This window comes from Listeria rocourtiae subsp. hofi (assembly GCF_963575615.1).
GTDB lineage: Bacteria > Bacillota > Bacilli > Lactobacillales > Listeriaceae > Listeria_A > Listeria_A hofi.
Genome location: NZ_CAUYTL010000009.1, coordinates 1 through 16,824, shown reverse-complemented (window position 1 = coordinate 16,824; position 16,824 = coordinate 1). Strand labels below are relative to the sequence as shown.

Sequence of the window (16,824 nt, the reverse complement as noted above, 5' to 3'; positions counted from 1 at the left end):
CCTTATATTTCCTATAATGATGGGTATAATGGATATTCTGCTGTAATCTCTGCTACTTCTTGTCTCACCTCAGCATGCACTGTTTCGTCTTCTAAATTATGCAACACTTTCGCAATGAGTTTCCCGACTCTGGCAATAGCAGCTTCATCAAAACCGCGTGTTGTCACAGCCGCAACACCAACGCGGATTCCGCTCGTCACAAATGGGCTTTCTGTTTCGAATGGAATTGTATTTTTATTTACAGTAAGACCGACATCATCAAGCACTGCTTCTGCTGCTTTTCCAGTCAGACCTAGTGGTTTTAAATCGATTAATAGTAAATGGTTATCCGAACCACCTGTTAGGACAGTCACACCATTCTCTTGTAATGTTTTTGCCAGTTGTTTTGAATTTTTTATAATATTTTCGCTATAGGTCGTGAATTCAGGCTGTAATGCTTCACCAAATGCAACTGCTTTCGCTGCGATAACATGCATTAATGGACCGCCTTGAATTCCTGGGAAAATCGCTTTGTTAAGTTTTGCTTCCCATTCTGCTTTTGCTAAAATCATACCGCCACGTGGACCGCGCAATGTTTTATGCGTTGTTGTTGTTACGAAATCTGCGTATGGAACTGGGTTTTGGTGGTGCCCTGTTGCAACAAGACCTGCAATATGTGCCATGTCCACCATTAAGTATGCGCCAACTTCATCCGCGATTTCACGGAATTTAGCGAAATCAATTGCACGTGGATAGGCACTTGCTCCGGCAACAATCATTTTTGGCTTATGTTCTAGTGCAATTTCACGAACTTTGTCATAATCAATTTGTTTTGTTTCTTCATCCACACCATAGGCTACGAATTTGTATAATTCACCACTAAAATTCGCTGGGCTTCCGTGTGTTAAATGTCCACCATGAGATAAATTCATTCCAAGGACAACATCCCCTGGTTTCAATGTAGCATGATATACCGCCATATTTGCTTGTGCACCAGAGTGAGGTTGAACATTTGCATATTCTGCACCAAATAATTGTTTCGCGCGATCACGGGCTAAATTCTCTACAATATCAACATACTCACAACCACCGTAGTAACGTTTACCAGGATAACCTTCTGCGTATTTGTTCGTCAAAACAGATCCCATTGCTTCCATAACTTGTTCTGTCACGAAATTCTCCGATGCGATTAACTCAATATTATTGCGCTGTCTGCCTAACTCTAACTCAATTGCGTCAAAAACTGCTTTGTCGTGCTTTTGTAGATAAACCATGTGTGGATCCCCATCCTTTTCTCAAATGATTAGTAAAGCTTCGTACATGGTTTAATAATCTCTCATTCCAGCTTAAATTGCAAGTATTTTCGCGCAAGATTAACTAATTCTAAATAGTGAGGTAATTCACAAACATGAAAAGCGGAATCAGCCCGTTAGCTCCGAAAAAACTGGGGCGGCCGCAGGAAAAATCCTCTCTTGATTTTTATGGAGGGCGTGAAGTTTTCGAGGAGCTGGCTGATGGAGCTAGATCTAATGTGAAAAGCAAAATCAGCCCGTTTAGCCTCGACAGAATTTGTTAGAGGGCGCAGGAAAAAACCGGCTTTTGGTTTTTATGGAAAGCATGAATTTTGGTGGGAAATCATGTGAAGTAGTTTTTCTACAGTCTGCACCAAAGGCACCCTCTAAACATCTCATAAGAATCTTCGTGTAATCATTTCTTCTAACTCCGCAAAAGCATACTCATAATCCGCCTTACTGCCACCATATGGATCTGCTACATCAAAATCATAAGGCGAAATCAGCTCCGTTTTTTTGTTTGGAAACTTATCCACAAGAGTACGCCGATGTTGTTCCGTCATCACAAAAATTTTATCTGCTTGTTCCACCAACTCATCAGTCAATGGTTTCGCGATATGATAAGTTGGTAATCCATGCTCCTGAAGCACCTCTTTTGATTGCATCGACATCGGTGCCCCAGCTATTGCTATAATTCCAGCTGAACGAACCTCCCATTCAGGTTTGAACCACTGCAATATTTTTTCCGCCATTGGACTTCTACAAGTATTTCCAGTACACACAAATAAAATTTTCATGCTAACTTTCCTCACTTTGTTTAATATAGCGTCCACCTGCTGCCTTATCAAGACGATTCATTACTGCTTCGCCAATTCCCACTTTCTCAAATGGTTCTGTATAAATAAGTGTCACAGGAGTACGATCAAAATAACGTAATCGGTCATATAATCGGTAAGCAATCTCTTCTGGATGAGCCTTACTCCCAAGCCCTACCATGTATTCTGACTTCCGTAAATGCTCCTCTAATTCATCAGATACTAGTACTCCAACGACCTCTCCGCGCTTTTCTGCTAAATCAATCTGCTTTTGGAAAAATGTCGTATCTCCCTTAACGATTGCTATAGGAGCTTTGGGCGCGTAATGTGTGTATTTCATTCCAGGTGCTTTCGGTGCTTCTTGCTTTGTCATTTCCTTCGTTTCTGAAATAACTGGACCAATCATGGCCTCAATTTCCTCTTGCGAAATGCCTCCCGGTCGCAAAATAGCTGGAGGTTCGAGCGTACAATCAATGACTGTAGATTCAAGACCCACACCGGTTTTGCCAGCAAAGACGATACCAGAAATCCGCCCTAATAAATCTTCAGCTACATGTTCGCCGGATGTCGGGCTCGGCTTTCCCGATCGATTAGCACTTGGAGCTGCGACAGGAATTCCAGCCACAGCCAAAAGTCCAAGGGCAACAGGATGTTCTGGTATACGAACACCAACACTGTCCAAACCTGCCGTCACATTGGTAGCCAGTCGCTCCGGCTGTAGAGGTAAAATAATCGTCAGCGGACCGGGCCAAAACTCTTTCATTAGTTTTTTTGCGTTGCTCGGGATTTTTTGAACGAATTCATGGATTTGTGATTGGTCGGCTACGTGAACGATAAGAGGATTATCTGACGGCCGGCCCTTCGCTTCATAAATCTTAGCTACTGCTTGTTCATTGGTAGCATCTGCGCCAATCCCATAAACTGTCTCAGTAGGAAAGGCTACGGTTTCTCCCGCTTGCAAAAGTTTTGCCACTTCTAGATACGTCTGAATTTCATTCTCCTTTGTTACATGCCAAATCTTGGTTTCCATTAGGATTTGCTCCTTTACATTGCTTTAATCTTATTTTACCGTTTCTGATGCCATTTTTATAGTCTGAGCTTGCTTTATTTAAAAATTAGGACTCTGCTCACCTAGTTATCCCCAAACTGTGGATAATAACTTTGTCAATGTGGATAAGTAATTGTGAATCTGTGGATAATGTGTATAAGTGTGTTGATAACTGGGTTTTAATTATTAAGATTTGATTAAAAAAATTTTTTGCACAAAGTTTTATCCCCAATGTTGTGGATAAATATAGCCAAGAAAAAAGCATCTCTTAGATAGAAATGCTTCTATATCAGTTCATTAGAGCAAATAACCATTCGATCTTTGCCATTTATATCTTGTTTAACAATAACTTTAGCTTGTGGAAAACTTTTTTCTAGCAGTTTTTTCACTGCTTGCCCTTGTGTATAACCTATTTCCATTCCAATCCAAAAACAATTATCCACAATATCTGGCAAATTCTTAATGAGTCGTTCGTAAATTGCTAAACCATCATTTGGCGCGAATAACGCTAGTTCTGGTTCGTTTTCTAGCACATACTTCGACATTTCCACACGCTCAGATTCTGCAATATAAGGTGGATTCGCTAAGATTATATCAAATTTTTCCCCTGTTTTTTGAAAATATTCTACTAAATCGCTGTGGATAAATCGGACATCTGTTTCCAGTCGTGCATTGTTTTGCTCGGCAATTTGAAGCGCTTCTTTAGAAATATCAGAACCAGTAATATCACACGAAGGGAATATTGCTTTCAATGTGATTGGGATAATGCCGCTACCAGTACAGACGTCTAAAATATGCTGGATACGAGTCGGATTTTGTTCGATATACTTTTCAGCCGCATAAACGAGCTCCTCGGTTTCTGGACGCGGAATGAGGACGCTCGGTGTGACATAAAAATCGCGTCCATAAAAAGGAGCCACTTCCAAAATGTACTGAACTGGCTCTCCTCCTATATAGCGCGCGAAATCGTCGTCAAATTGCTTTTTTTCGCTCACGTGCATTTCTCGGTCCAACGACATCCATAGCTCGGAACGTGTCAGACCAAGCCTCGTTTCGATGATAATTTCAGCGATGTTAAGGTCCAAATTGCGAGCGGTCAATTCGGCTTTTGCTTGGTTCAAGACTTCGGCAATCGTCATCTTACATACCATCGCTTAAATGATCGAGACGGCTCGTTTGATCTTCCAAAATAAGCGCATCGATAACCTCATCCAGCTTGCCTTCCATAATTTGATCGAGTTTCTGAATCGTCAAACCAATACGGTGGTCAGTCACTCGGTTCTGTGGATAATTATACGTCCGAATTCGCTCAGAACGGTCACCAGTACCGACCGCAGATTTCCGATGCGTATCATACTCTTCCTGCGCCTCACGCTCAAATTTATCAAAAATACGGGCTCTCAAAATTTTCATTGCCTTCTCTTTATTCTTAATTTGGGAACGTTCATCTTGCATCGAAACAACAATCCCCGTCGGAATGTGTGTCAAACGTACCGCGGACATCGTCGTATTAACACTTTGTCCGCCGGCGCCACTAGACGCAAAAGTATCCGTGCGAATTTCACTATCTTTAATATCAATTTCGACATCTTCGGCTTCTGGCAAAATCGCCACTGTCGCTGTCGATGTATGAATTCGGCCACCTGACTCAGTTTCCGGTACACGCTGTACACGGTGAGCGCCATTTTCGTATTTTAAACGGGAATAGGCTCCAGATCCGTTAATCAATACGATAATCTCCTTATAACCACCAATTCCCGTTGCATTTGCTTCCATTACTTCCGCTTTCCAACCGCGTGATTCAGCGTAACGTGAATACATCCGGAATAAATCCCCAGCAAATAAGGCAGCTTCATCGCCACCAGCAGCACCACGAATTTCCATAATTACATTTTTGTCGTCATTTGGGTCTTTTGGAACAAGTAAGAGTTTAAGCCTTTCTTCCAAGTCCGCTTTTTTGTGTGTCAATTCATTAAATTCTTCTTTGACCATTTCTTTCATATCATCATCGAGTTTTTCATTCATCATTTCACGCGTTTCTGCAAGTCCCGCAGTCACGTCTTTATACTCTCGATATGTCTCGACTGTTTCGGTAATGCTAGATTGCTCTTTGGAATAATCTCGTAATTTTTTTGCGTCGCTAACTACATTCGGGTCGCTCAGCAGCTCATTTAGCTCATCATAACGATCTTCCACGGCTTGTAAACGATCATACATTTAGGTTCACCTCATTTTTTAGTTGTCAAAAATTTAAATTGATGGGTTGGCGTGACATTTTCGGCATACTGGATAATAGCGATCATTACCACCAATCATGATTTGGTCACCTTTATACATTGGTTTTCCTTCCTCATCGACACGCAGTACCATCGTTGCCTTCTTCGTGCAGAACCAACAAACAGTCTTCATTTCTTCAATTTTATCTGCATATAGTAATAAATATTTAGAACCCTCGAAAAGCTCATTTTGAAAATCATTTTTTAGACCGTATGCAATAACTGGGATGTTGAGCCCATCTGCAATTTCTGCCAGTTGCAAAATATGCTTTTTCTCCAAAAATTGCGATTCGTCGAGCAGAACACAATATGGTTTCGGATCTATTTTTGCAACTTCATCATGTAGATTCGTTGTTGAAAATACTGGGATTGCCTCGCGTTTCAAACCAATTCTACTCGAAATCACACCAACTTGATCCCGATCATCAATCCCTGATGTAAAAATAACGACCGGCTTGTTTTGCTCCTCATAATTATGCGCCACTTTTAAAATTTCAATTGTTTTACCACTATTCATCGAACCATATCTAAAGAAAAGCTGTGCCATTCCCTCAAAACCTCTCATTTCCATGTTAAAAACTCTTTTTCATTCTATCATAGCGCGGAAATTGGAACAACAAAAACTACGAGTAAAGCGAAAAACAGTGCTTTACTCGTCGTTTCATTATGAGAATATCGTAGAGCCATTACCTTCTACATTTAGCGAAAGCACGCTGGCCGTTTTATCGAACTCTTCCATAATCTTAATTAAATTCGCAGCTTCTGTCTTTGGCGCAAAAATTAAGATTGTCGGACCTGCACCACTTAGACAAGCTGCATATGCACCATTTGCTTTTGTCAACTTGCGAAGTGGGGCAAGATGCGGTACGAGCTTTGCGCGGTAATTCTCATGCCATAAATCGCGTTCCATCATGTCGCCAGCTAGTTTTAAATCGTTTTGCAATAGTGCCGCTATCATCACATTAGCGATACTGCTCGCTTTGACAGCTTCTTTGTAAGGAAGTTCGGCTGGTAAAACACCGCGACTCTCACTTGTTAGAAGTGCTTCCTGCGGGATAAAAGCGAGTAATGCACAATCTGGGAAAAGATGCCTAACGTAGAAATCTTCTCCATCCAATTTTGCGCCTACAACAAAATTACCTAGCACTGCCGGAGCAACATTATCAGGATGGCCTTCAATTTCCGCAGCAATCTCCACTTTGCGTTCCGGCGTCAATTCTAAATTAGCAAGGATATTGGCAAGTTCAATGCCTGCCACAACAGCCGCAGAACTACTTCCAAGCCCGCGTGCTGCTGGAATATCACAAAGCATTTTTAGATTGTGCGGTGTAAGATTCGGCGCAATAATAAGTGCGGTTTCGATGATGACATTTGACGCGTCCATCGGGATTCCATCACCTAGATCATGCGCAATATGCCATTCTGCTGTAGGCTCCAAAACTTCTAGCGTCAAGTAGAGCGATAGCGCAAGACCGCATGAGTCAAAGCCTGGTCCAAGATTCGCTGTTGTAGCCGGAACTTGGATTCTAATCATTTCGTCACGCCTCCACGTAAATAATCACGCATTGCGTCCACACCTTCTACATGTGAAATAGGAACTTCATGCACGCTCATTGCCGTATCTGGGTCTTTTAAGCCGTTCCCAGTGAACACACATACAACCGTCTCGCCTTGCTTAATCGCACCACTTTTCACATGTTGGATAACGCCAGCCAGCGATGCCGCAGAACCCGGTTCAATAAACACACCGTCTTGCGCCGCAACTTTTTTGTATGCATTTATAATCTCATCATCCGTTACAGAATGAATATAGCCTTTTGACTCATCACGCGCCGCCTCAGCCAATTCCCAACTTGCTGGGTTACCAATCCGAATCGCTGTCGCAATCGTCTCCGGATTCTTAATTGGTGCGCCTTGAACAATCGCCGCCGCGCCTTCCGCTTCAAAACCATGCATCCGCGGTAAGCCAACACCAAAATGTCCATCCCATTCCTTGAAACCTTTCCAATAAGCTGAAATATTCCCCGCATTCCCAACCGGGATCGCAAGCACATCCGGCGCTTTGCCACCTAATTGTTCACAAATCTCAAATGCAGCTGTTTTCTGACCTTCCAATCGGTACGGATTAACCGAGTTAACAAGCGCTACGGCTTCCGTTTTGGCAAGCTCGCGAACCGCATCCAACGCTTCATCAAAATTTCCTTTAATCGCGATAATATCTGCCCCGTACATCACAGCCTGCGCCAACTTGCCAAGTGCTACTTTCCCATCCGGAATCACGACATACGCCTTCATTCCCGCACGAGTAGCATATGCAGCTGCAGCGGCCGATGTGTTACCTGTTGAAGCACAAATAACCGCCGTCGCGCCTTCTTCCTTGGCCTTCGCAACAGCCATCACCATACCACGATCTTTAAACGAGCCCGTCGGATTTAGCCCTTCATATTTGCCATACAGCGTCACGCCAAGCTCTTTCGACAAATTCGGCAATGGAATCAGCGGTGTATTCCCTTCTGCTAAGCCAATTAGCGGTGTATTTTCAGTAATCGGTAAATAATCCTTGTATCTTTTCAGTAATCCTTCGTACATTATTTATCCCTCCACAACTTGATATTTCGCTTCGACTTGCATTTGCGGTTCCAGTTTCACTTTTTCAATCGCTTGTTCCAGTTGCGCTTTACTCGTCGTGTGCGTTACAACAACAACCGTTGCCGTAAATTCATCCAACGGCTCCTGCAAAATCTTATCAAAACCAACTCCTGCTTCCGCAAAAATTTGCGTTAACTTAAGGAATGTCCCCGTTTTATCATCCATGACAATTCGTAAATAATACTTCGAGAAAATTTCTTCCGGCACTGTTTGTTTCGTGTCATGTTTATAACTATTAAATGCATTGCCAGTAGTGCCTAAATTGCTGTTCTTTGCAACCGTAATAATATCGCTGACTACACTCGTAGCTGTTGGCAATTCACCAGCACCCGGTCCATAATACATCGTCTCGCCAGCCGCAGCTCCCGTGACAAAAACCGCGTTATTTTCATTATTCACGCCCGCCATCGGATGATATTTTGGCAAGAGCACAGGGCCAACGCTAACCGCCACTGAGCCGTTCTTCTCCTCCGCTGTGCCAACCAGTTTAATCACGTATTTCAACTGCTCAGCAACTTCCATGTCGCGTGGTGCAATCCCACGAATTCCGACCGTATCCACGTCAGCTAAGTCCACATTCATACCAAACGCCAATCGCGTCAAAATTACCATTTTACGAGCTGCATCAATACCGTCCACATCGTTCGTTGGGTCTGATTCTGCAAAACCTAAGTCCTGCGCCTCTTTCAGAACATCCTCGTAACTCCGCTTATCCGTCTTCATTTTTGTCAACATGAAGTTCGTCGTGCCATTCACGATTCCCATAACTTTCTGAATTTTATCAGCTGCAAGACCGTTCACGATTGTCCGCAAAATCGGAATCCCACCGGCAACACTCGCTTCATAGAATAAATCACATTTATTCGCCTGCGCCACAGCAATCAACTCATCACCATGTAACGCAATTAAATCTTTATTCGCCGTCACAACATGTTTCCCTGCTTTAAGCGCCTGTAAAACATACTCTCGCGCTGGTTCAATACTTCCCATAACTTCCACAACTACCGCAATAGCTGGATCATCTAAAATATCGGAGGGCTCCGTGGTCAAGCTAAATCCTTTCGTCTCGTAACGACGATTTTTCTCTAAGTCGCGCACGAGAACCGTTTTAACGCTCACTTGGTAGCCAGTCATCTGACTAATTTTCTCTGCATGCTCTTCTAAAATGTGAATAACACCACTACCAACCGTTCCAAATCCTAAAATCCCAACTTCTAATTTCGCTTCCACTTGTCAACCTCCTCAGTTATAAACCATGTAATTATGCTTATTATACGCAATTTCCCCCCATAAAGCAAAGGGTTATTTGACATATCAGAATATTCATTTAGGACATTGTTCACAAAAGAGCCACGAACCATCTCCAATTCAAAAAAACAAAAGCACCTGTATCTGGGTCATGCAAGCAATAAGCTAACAATAACTCCAAATTATAGGTGCTTCTTAATTAACGCATCGTGACAAATTCCTCAGAACCCGTTGGATGAATTGCAACTGTATTGTCAAAGTCAGCTTTTGTCGCGCCCATTTTCATTGCAACGGCAAATCCTTGAATCATCTCATCCACGCCTGTTCCAATACCGTGTAATCCGACCACTTTTTCATTGTCTCCAACACAAACCAACTTCATTCGACACGGTTCGCGATGTTCCGTAATCGCAGTATACATCGACGTAAATGAGGACGTATAAACCTTCACCTGTGTTTCACCGTATTTTTCAAGCGCTTCTGGTTCCGTCAAGCCAACCGTTCCAATCGCGGGATGACTAAAAACAACTGTCGGAATTAGATTATAATCTAAATGCTCATTCAACTTACCATTAAACAACCGCTCCGATAACCTGCGCCCCGCTGCAATTGCGACTGGTGTCAACTCAATGTGACCCGTAATATCCCCAACTGCATAAATACCTGGAACCGCCGTGTTTTGGAATTTATCTACCTTGATGTATCCTTTTTTATCAAGTTCGACTGCTGTTGTTGCTAAATTTAACGATTCAGTCACCGGTTTTCTACCAATCGCCCAAATTAACTTCTCTACCGTCTGTGTTCTGCCATCCTCCAAATGAAGCGTCACTGTTCCATCCTCATTGCTAGTAATTTCTTTTGGAATTGCCTCTGTATGAAGTGTCGGCCCCTGTTCCTTCATGACCTCTACCAATGTATCCACTAATAACGGGTCAAAATGGCGTAGCGGTGCATGCTTCCGGACAAACAGGTGCGTCTCCACGCCAAAACCTTGTAACACGCCAGCAAGTTCCACCGCAATGTATCCTGCACCAACAACTGCAACGCTCTTCGGCAACTCCGTCCATTCAAAAAAGCCGTCTGAATCTGTTCCAAAGTTCGCGCCAGGAATATCTGGCCAAGCTGGCTTCCCACCGGTTGCAATCAATATATGATCTGCCGTATAATGCGTACCATTCACCTCAATCGTGTGCTCATCAACAAACGATGCATATCCTTTTAAAATATCTACCTTATTATTATCGAGTCCGCGCTGATAGGAGCCATGAATTCGCTCTATATATGCCTCACGGTTTTCCACCAATTTCGCAAAATTAAAATCCTCTTGCTTCACACTAAACCCGTAGTCAGATGCATACTTGTGCATTGCTTCAGAAATTTGAGCGCCGTACCACATCACTTTTTTTGGAACGCAACCAACATTCACGCACGTGCCACCAAGATGCTTTGGTTCTACAAGAGCACACTTCATACCGTAACTAGCCGCGCGATTCACTGATGAAATTCCGCCACTTCCTCCACCTATCGCTATATAATCATAATGTTCTACCACACGATAACCTCCTCATTTATATCTCTACCTCAATTTTAACCCAAGCAAGATGGAATTGAAAATGTTTGGATTTTGTTATAAGCTTTTATGTTTTTCTTACTTTTTTATCTTTATGCGTAAGACGTATATCCTGATTTACACAAATCGAGCGAAAGCGTTTGGATTTATTGCGCTTGTTGGAAGCCGGAAGCGGAGCGTACTGGTGTACGTGATGACTGAAAGTAGGGAGGGAGTCGTTTCCCCGACCATGCGAGAAGTTATGCGGAGCGCAGTGTAGAAGAACCGGTAGATGGATTAACCGTTCACTGCGTTTACGCTTATATTGAGACTGTAACTCATTGCATGTCGAACAGTCCCAACAATGCGAACGCTTGCCGCCGATTTACCTAGCATAGGCTCAACATATCAAATAAAAAAGCCACCCAAGAGGGTGACTTTTTTATTTGATACCGTATTTCTTGTTGAAACGATCGACACGTCCATCGGCTGTCGCATGTTTTTGTTTACCAGTATAGAATGGGTGAGAATCAGAACTGATTTCGACACGTAGTAATGGATACTCGTTGCCATCTTCCCATTGAATAGTTTCGTTCGAGCCCTTAGTAGAACCAGAAAGAAATTTGAAATCTGTACTAGTATCAAGAAATACCACTTGACGGTATTCCGGGTGAATTCCAGCTTTCATTGTTTTCAACTCCTTCGCCCTGAATCATCTGAAACAGAGTAATTTCTGCACAATTGCACACAGTAAACTCATTATAACAATGCTTTTCTATTTTAGCAAGGCTTATTTTTTAAACATTTCTGTCTGGATAACTTCGAAAAAATCAGCGTTTGTCGGTGTCTTTTTCAAATAACGAATAAAGCGTTCTGACATGTCGAGTGCATCACCTTGAATGGGCATGATTTTGCGAATTTTCCACAATTGTTCCAGGTTCTCCTTTGGAAGTAAGAGCTCTTCTTTCCGTGTTCCTGAACGACGAATATCAATCGCTGGGAAAACGCGGCGCTCGGCCATCGCACGGTCGAGATGAAGCTCCATATTTCCGGTACCTTTAAATTCTTCGTAGATAACGTCATCCATTCGCGAACCTGTATCAACAAGAGCCGTTGCAAGGATTGTCAAACTTCCGCCTTCTTCGATATTTCGAGCAGCCCCGAAAAAACGCTTTGGTCTGTGGAATGCGGCCGGGTCAATACCACCCGAGAGCGTGCGTCCACTAGGAGGGATAACAAGATTATATGCGCGAGCTAGGCGGGTGATGCTGTCCATCAAAATGATAACGTCCCGCTTCTGCTCGACAAGTCGCATTGCTCTTTCTAAAACGAGTTCAGCTACTTTTATATGATTCTCTGGTACTTCATCAAAAGTCGAACTAACTACCTCTGCCTTCACAGAACGCTCAATATCAGTTACTTCTTCTGGACGCTCGTCGATAAGAAGCACGATAAGTTCTGCGTCTGGGCTATTTTCCGTAATCGCATTCGCAATCTCCTTTAGAAGAATCGTTTTACCAGCTTTAGGCGGTGCTACAATCAGCCCACGTTGCCCAAAACCGATTGGTGAAATCATATCAATCATGCGCGTAGAAATTGGATTTTGACCGATTTCCATATGAATTTGGCGATCCGGGTAAAGTGGTGTTAAGCCTGGGAAGTGGACACGCTCTTTAGCGACTTCTGGATTCTCACCATTAACCGCCTCGACATGAAGCAAACCAAAATAGCGCTCATTTTCTTTTGGTGGGCGTACTTTTCCTGAAACTTTATCACCGGTTCTTAAATCGAAACGTCTAATTTGAGAAGCCGATATGTAAATGTCTTCGGAACTCGCGGAATAATTGATGGGGCGCAGGAAGCCAAATCCTTCCGAGGCAATGATGTCAAGAACACCTTCCATGAAAAAGAATCCTTGTTTTTCAGCACTTGCTTTTAGTAACGCAAAGCTGAGTTCTCTTTTCGTGAGCTTGCTATAGTAAGGAATTTTATGTTCCTTAGCAAGTGCATAAATTTCTTTAATTGTCAGTTTTTCCAGATAGGAAATGGATATGTCCGGCATATAATTTGACCACCTTTTGGATTTTTTGTAGAGAGGAATTTAGGAGAGCTGAGGGTAAATTTTTTTGTGACTTACTAGAAAATTTTCAGTCCTAGTGTTTCTTTTTTGATCTACCACCGAACCTCAGCGGAGCAACAAGTACTTATATACTAGGCAAAGCCGAGGAACATTGGAGCGGAATGTACTCACGTACATGAGCACCAAAGCACAGGCTTTAAAGACGAAGATGATTGCTTGTCGTTCCGCTGATGATATTAGACGATTTCTTCGATGTGACTAACTTTGCTAATCTCCGCACCAATGCCTTCTAATTTCTCAATGATGCGCCCGTAGCCCCGTTCAATATGCTCGACACCATGAATTTCAGTTATGCCTTCAGCACGTAGTCCAGCAATAACAAGTGATGCGCCAGCCCGTAAATCAGAGGCCGTTACTGTTGCTCCTTTTAAACGAGATGGACCTGTTATAACAGCAGCGCGACTTTGAAGTTTGAAGCGTCCGCCCATTCTTTTTAGTTCGTCAATATGTTTAAAACGACTTGGGTAAATGGTATCCGTTACGAGACTACTCCCGTGAGCTCCTGCCAATAAGGCTGTCATCGGTTGCTGCAAATCGGTCGGGAAACCTGGATAAGCATATGTTTTAATGTCTACTTTTTTTAACTCGCCACTTTTACCAATATAAGCGGAATCTTCATCCATTTCTATGGATACACCAGCTTCGACAAGCTTGGCCTTCACAGCCTCCATATGCGCTGGTATAATATTTTCAACTTTGATTCCCGAACCAGCTGCGGCTGCTAGAATCATGAATGTACCAGCTTCAATACGATCTGGAATGATAGTGTGACGGCATCCATGAAGGGACTCAACACCTTCAATGCGAATCGTATCTGTTCCGGCACCTTTTATTTTTGCACCCATACTTGTAAGAAGCGTTGCAACATCGATAATCTCTGGCTCTTTTGCCGCGTTTTCGATGACCGTTTTGCCAGTTGCTTTTACTGCGGCTAGCATAATGTTAATTGTAGCTCCTACGCTTACAACATCTAGATATATGCGAGCACCTTTTAATTCCTCGGCACGCAAATAGATAGCGCCTTGCTCGTTTGTAACTGTAGCTCCAAGTGCCTCAAATCCTTTTATGTGCTGATCAATGGGACGGGGACCTAAATAACATCCTCCTGGTAGACCGATAACTGCTTTTTTAAAGCGACCTAGCATGGCGCCCATGAGGTAATAGGAAGCGCGTAATTTTTTTACGTTACCATTTGGTAGTGGTATATCAGTCAATTTAGATGGATCGATTGTTACAGCATCTGTATCTGCTTGAACCGTTCCACCAAGCTCTTCTAGAATCGCATATAATGTGTGTACATCGGATATATCTGGTAACCCTTCGATTGTTACGTCTGAATCGGCCAGAATTGTAGCAGGAATAAGCGCCACAGCACTATTTTTAGCACCATCGACACGCAACGTCCCTGTTAACTCTTTTCCACCTTTTATTACTAATTTCTCAATCATACCGTTCCTTCTTTCTAATTAAAAAGATTTCACTTGTTGATAATTATCCCTGATATTGAGGAAATTTGCAAATATTGAAAAGCTAAAGAAGCCCGTTAGACCCGAAAAAGCTTGGAGCGACCGCAATGAAAACCCGTTCTCGGTTTTTATTGCGGCCGTGAAAGCTTCGAGGGGCTGGCTTCTGAAGCTGGATCCGGAGGCGCTGGTCATGATGCAGTACAATCGATTACATGCTCACTTCGTTCTCATGCATATTGAGACTCTAATTCAGCACACTTCGCTTCTTAAGAGTCTCAACAAAGCTGAAACGGCCCGTTCAGCTCCGACAAAAACTGGAGCGGACGCAGTAAAAAGCCGCTCTTGCTTTTTATTGCGGGTGTGAAGTTTTCGAGGAGTTGGCCGTTGAAGCTGGATCCGGAGGCGCTAGGCATGATGCAGTACATCGATTACATGCTCACCTTGTTCGCATGCATATTGAGGTTCTAATTCAGCACACTTCGCTTCTTAAGAACCACAACATAGACCCGAAAAAGCTTCGAGGGGCTGGCTTCTGAAGCTGGATCCGGAGGCGCTGGTCATGATGCAGTACAGTCGATTACATGCTCACTTCGTTCTCATGCATATTGAGACTCTAATTCAGCTTAACGACGCTTCTTAAGAGTCTCAACAAAGCTGAAAGAGCCCGTTAGCCTCGAAAGAAATTGTTAGGGAGGCGCAATACAAACTGGCTCTTAGTTTTTGTTAGGGTGTGAAAGTTTCGAGGAACTAGTTCTAAAAGCGCCAGACACGAAATAACATATTATATAGGATTCAAAATAGCTCGGCATCATATAGGTAAGACAATTGCTTTCGTTGTGGTGAGGCTGGTGCCAAACGCATCATCGTATTCCTCATCTTACAAATAAAAGGTGCCTCTAACTGCCCAACTTTGCCAATTAATCGAGATCGTTCTGTAATTTTCTTTGTTCTCCCAACTCTAACTTTGCTATAAGCCGCAAATGCTTCTCCTACAGTAGCCATTTTTTGCAAACAGTTTCGCAAAATGATTGCATCTTCCATCGCCTGGCAACCACCTTGTCCAAGATTTGGAGTCATAGCATGAGCTGCATCGCCTACCAATACAACACGCCCTCTCACAAAACTTTTCATAGGTTCTAAATCATATATATCACCACGTATAATTTTATCCGGATGCGTAGCCTCTAGTACGCCACAGATTGGCTTATGATATAATCCAAAGCGTTCCACTAAATGGGTTAGCTCGTATGTTTGATGTGCGATACTATTTTCAGATGCAGCGATTACCGCGAACCAGTATGTCTCCTGATTTGCCAATGGAACAATTCCGATCCTCCCTTTCGTCCCCCAAGTTTCTGTGAATAAATTACTATCAGCATCGTTCGACCAGCCTTCAGCAACGCCACGCCAACATGTATAGTTGGCATAACGCAACGATTGCTTACCAAAAATACTATCTCGTAAAGTGGAGTGAATACCATCGGCGACAATCACATAGTCCCCGGTAACTTCGGATCCATCATCCATTTGCAACGCTACACCTGAATCGTTCTGCGTTATATGATGACATTTTTGCCCCAGTTTGAGAGTATCTTCTTCTAAAGCAGCTAATAAAACAGCCCGTAAATCGGCTCTATGTATCGCATAAATCGGAAATGCATGCTTTTCATCGGCTAATTTTGTGATTGGTTCCCCAGTCTCATCCACAATTGCTATCCCTTTAGAACTAACATTTCCTAGCGCCTTCACTTGTTCTGCTAGCCCCAACTGTTCAAGCGCTGCCATCCCGTTTGGCGCCACCGTAATCCCAGCTCCTACTCGTGCTACTTCATCCACCTTCTCAAAAATTTCTACTTGGAAACCTGCTTGTTGGAGGGCAATTCCAGTCATTAAACCTGCAATTCCACCGCCAATAATTAAAAATTTATCTGCCAATTATAACACCTCACTTTTTGTATACGTTTTCTTTTAAGTTTATCAAAAAATGGGAGACTAGGGTATCGGACTTATGGTATGTCTTTCGGGGGTACATCTACTGCTTTTCTGTTGTATGTTCTTGGTTCGGGGCTCGGTGATAACAGCTTTGGGGATTACATGCTCGCTTTGCTCGCATGCATATTGGTGCTGTGCCTCTGCTCTTTTTTCTGTTGTATATTCGTAGTTCGGGGCTCGGTGATAACAGCTTTTGGGGATTACATGCTCGCTTTGCTCGCATGCATATTGGTGCTGCACTTCTGCTCTTTTTTCTGTTGTATATTCGTAGTTCGGGGCTCGGTGATAACAGCTTTGGGGATTACATGCTCGCTTTGCTCGCATGCATATTGGTGCTGCACTTCTGCTCTTTTTTCTGTTGTATATTCGT

General features: G+C 43.1%; 14 protein-coding genes. All 14 read right to left on the bottom strand.

The window, feature by feature from the left end; all coding sequences use genetic code 11:
* Positions 1-11: 11 nt before the first annotated feature.
* The 14 genes from glyA to R8925_RS05850 all read right to left on the bottom strand — a co-directional run bounded on the left by glyA (position 12) and on the right by R8925_RS05850 (position 16,397).
* A complete protein-coding gene (gene glyA / locus R8925_RS05915) occupies positions 12-1,253 on the bottom strand; it encodes a serine hydroxymethyltransferase (RefSeq protein ID WP_430534982.1) in 1,242 nt (413 codons plus the stop codon).
* Positions 1,254-1,666: 413 nt separating this feature from the next.
* Positions 1,667-2,068: a low molecular weight protein arginine phosphatase gene (locus R8925_RS05910; RefSeq protein ID WP_430534981.1), complete on the bottom strand. Its 402-nt coding sequence runs from the start codon at positions 2,066-2,068 to the stop codon at positions 1,667-1,669.
* A gap of 1 nt (position 2,069) precedes the next feature.
* On the bottom strand, positions 2,070-3,116 hold the full coding sequence (locus tag R8925_RS05905; protein ID WP_430534980.1) for an L-threonylcarbamoyladenylate synthase: 1,047 nt from the start codon (positions 3,114-3,116) through the stop codon (positions 2,070-2,072).
* 302 nt (positions 3,117-3,418) lie between these two features.
* Positions 3,419-4,273 carry a peptide chain release factor N(5)-glutamine methyltransferase gene (prmC, locus tag R8925_RS05900; RefSeq protein WP_430534979.1) on the bottom strand — a complete coding sequence of 285 codons (855 nt, stop codon included), beginning with the start codon at positions 4,271-4,273 and terminating at the stop codon, positions 3,419-3,421.
* 1 nt (position 4,274) lies between these two features.
* On the bottom strand, positions 4,275-5,351 hold the full coding sequence (gene prfA / locus R8925_RS05895) for a peptide chain release factor 1 (RefSeq protein WP_430534978.1): 1,077 nt from the start codon (positions 5,349-5,351) through the stop codon (positions 4,275-4,277).
* A 33-nt stretch (positions 5,352-5,384) separates the two neighbouring features.
* Positions 5,385-5,957 carry a thymidine kinase gene (locus tag R8925_RS05890; protein WP_430535041.1) on the bottom strand — a complete coding sequence of 191 codons (573 nt, stop codon included), beginning with the start codon at positions 5,955-5,957 and terminating at the stop codon, positions 5,385-5,387.
* A gap of 117 nt (positions 5,958-6,074) precedes the next feature.
* Positions 6,075-6,941, bottom strand: coding sequence for a homoserine kinase (gene thrB, locus R8925_RS05885; protein ID WP_430535040.1), 867 nt, complete (start codon positions 6,939-6,941; stop codon positions 6,075-6,077).
* A complete protein-coding gene (thrC, locus tag R8925_RS05880) occupies positions 6,941-7,999 on the bottom strand; it encodes a threonine synthase (protein WP_430534977.1) in 1,059 nt (352 codons plus the stop codon). The genes thrB and thrC overlap by 1 nt, the downstream gene beginning before the upstream one ends.
* 3 nt (positions 8,000-8,002) lie before the next feature.
* Entirely contained in the window at positions 8,003-9,289 is a 1,287-nt protein-coding gene (locus R8925_RS05875; protein WP_036069979.1) for a homoserine dehydrogenase, read from the bottom strand.
* A gap of 217 nt (positions 9,290-9,506) precedes the next feature.
* Positions 9,507-10,859 carry a glutathione-disulfide reductase gene (gene gorA, locus R8925_RS05870; protein WP_430534976.1) on the bottom strand — a complete coding sequence of 451 codons (1,353 nt, stop codon included), beginning with the start codon at positions 10,857-10,859 and terminating at the stop codon, positions 9,507-9,509.
* Between the two features lie 439 nt (positions 10,860-11,298).
* On the bottom strand, positions 11,299-11,544 hold the full coding sequence (locus R8925_RS05865; protein WP_036065627.1) for a type B 50S ribosomal protein L31: 246 nt from the start codon (positions 11,542-11,544) through the stop codon (positions 11,299-11,301).
* A gap of 102 nt (positions 11,545-11,646) precedes the next feature.
* Positions 11,647-12,918, bottom strand: coding sequence for a transcription termination factor Rho (gene rho / locus R8925_RS05860; RefSeq protein ID WP_430534975.1), 1,272 nt, complete (start codon positions 12,916-12,918; stop codon positions 11,647-11,649).
* Positions 12,919-13,172: 254 nt separating this feature from the next.
* The gene (gene murA, locus R8925_RS05855) at positions 13,173-14,444 is read right to left on the bottom strand and encodes a UDP-N-acetylglucosamine 1-carboxyvinyltransferase (protein WP_430534974.1); all 1,272 of its coding nucleotides are present in this window, start codon (positions 14,442-14,444) and stop codon (positions 13,173-13,175) included.
* 810 nt (positions 14,445-15,254) lie between these two features.
* Positions 15,255-16,397, bottom strand: a complete 1,143-nt coding sequence (locus R8925_RS05850; RefSeq protein WP_430534973.1) for an FAD-dependent monooxygenase — start codon at positions 16,395-16,397, stop codon at positions 15,255-15,257.
* Between the last annotated feature and the right edge of the window lie 427 nt (positions 16,398-16,824).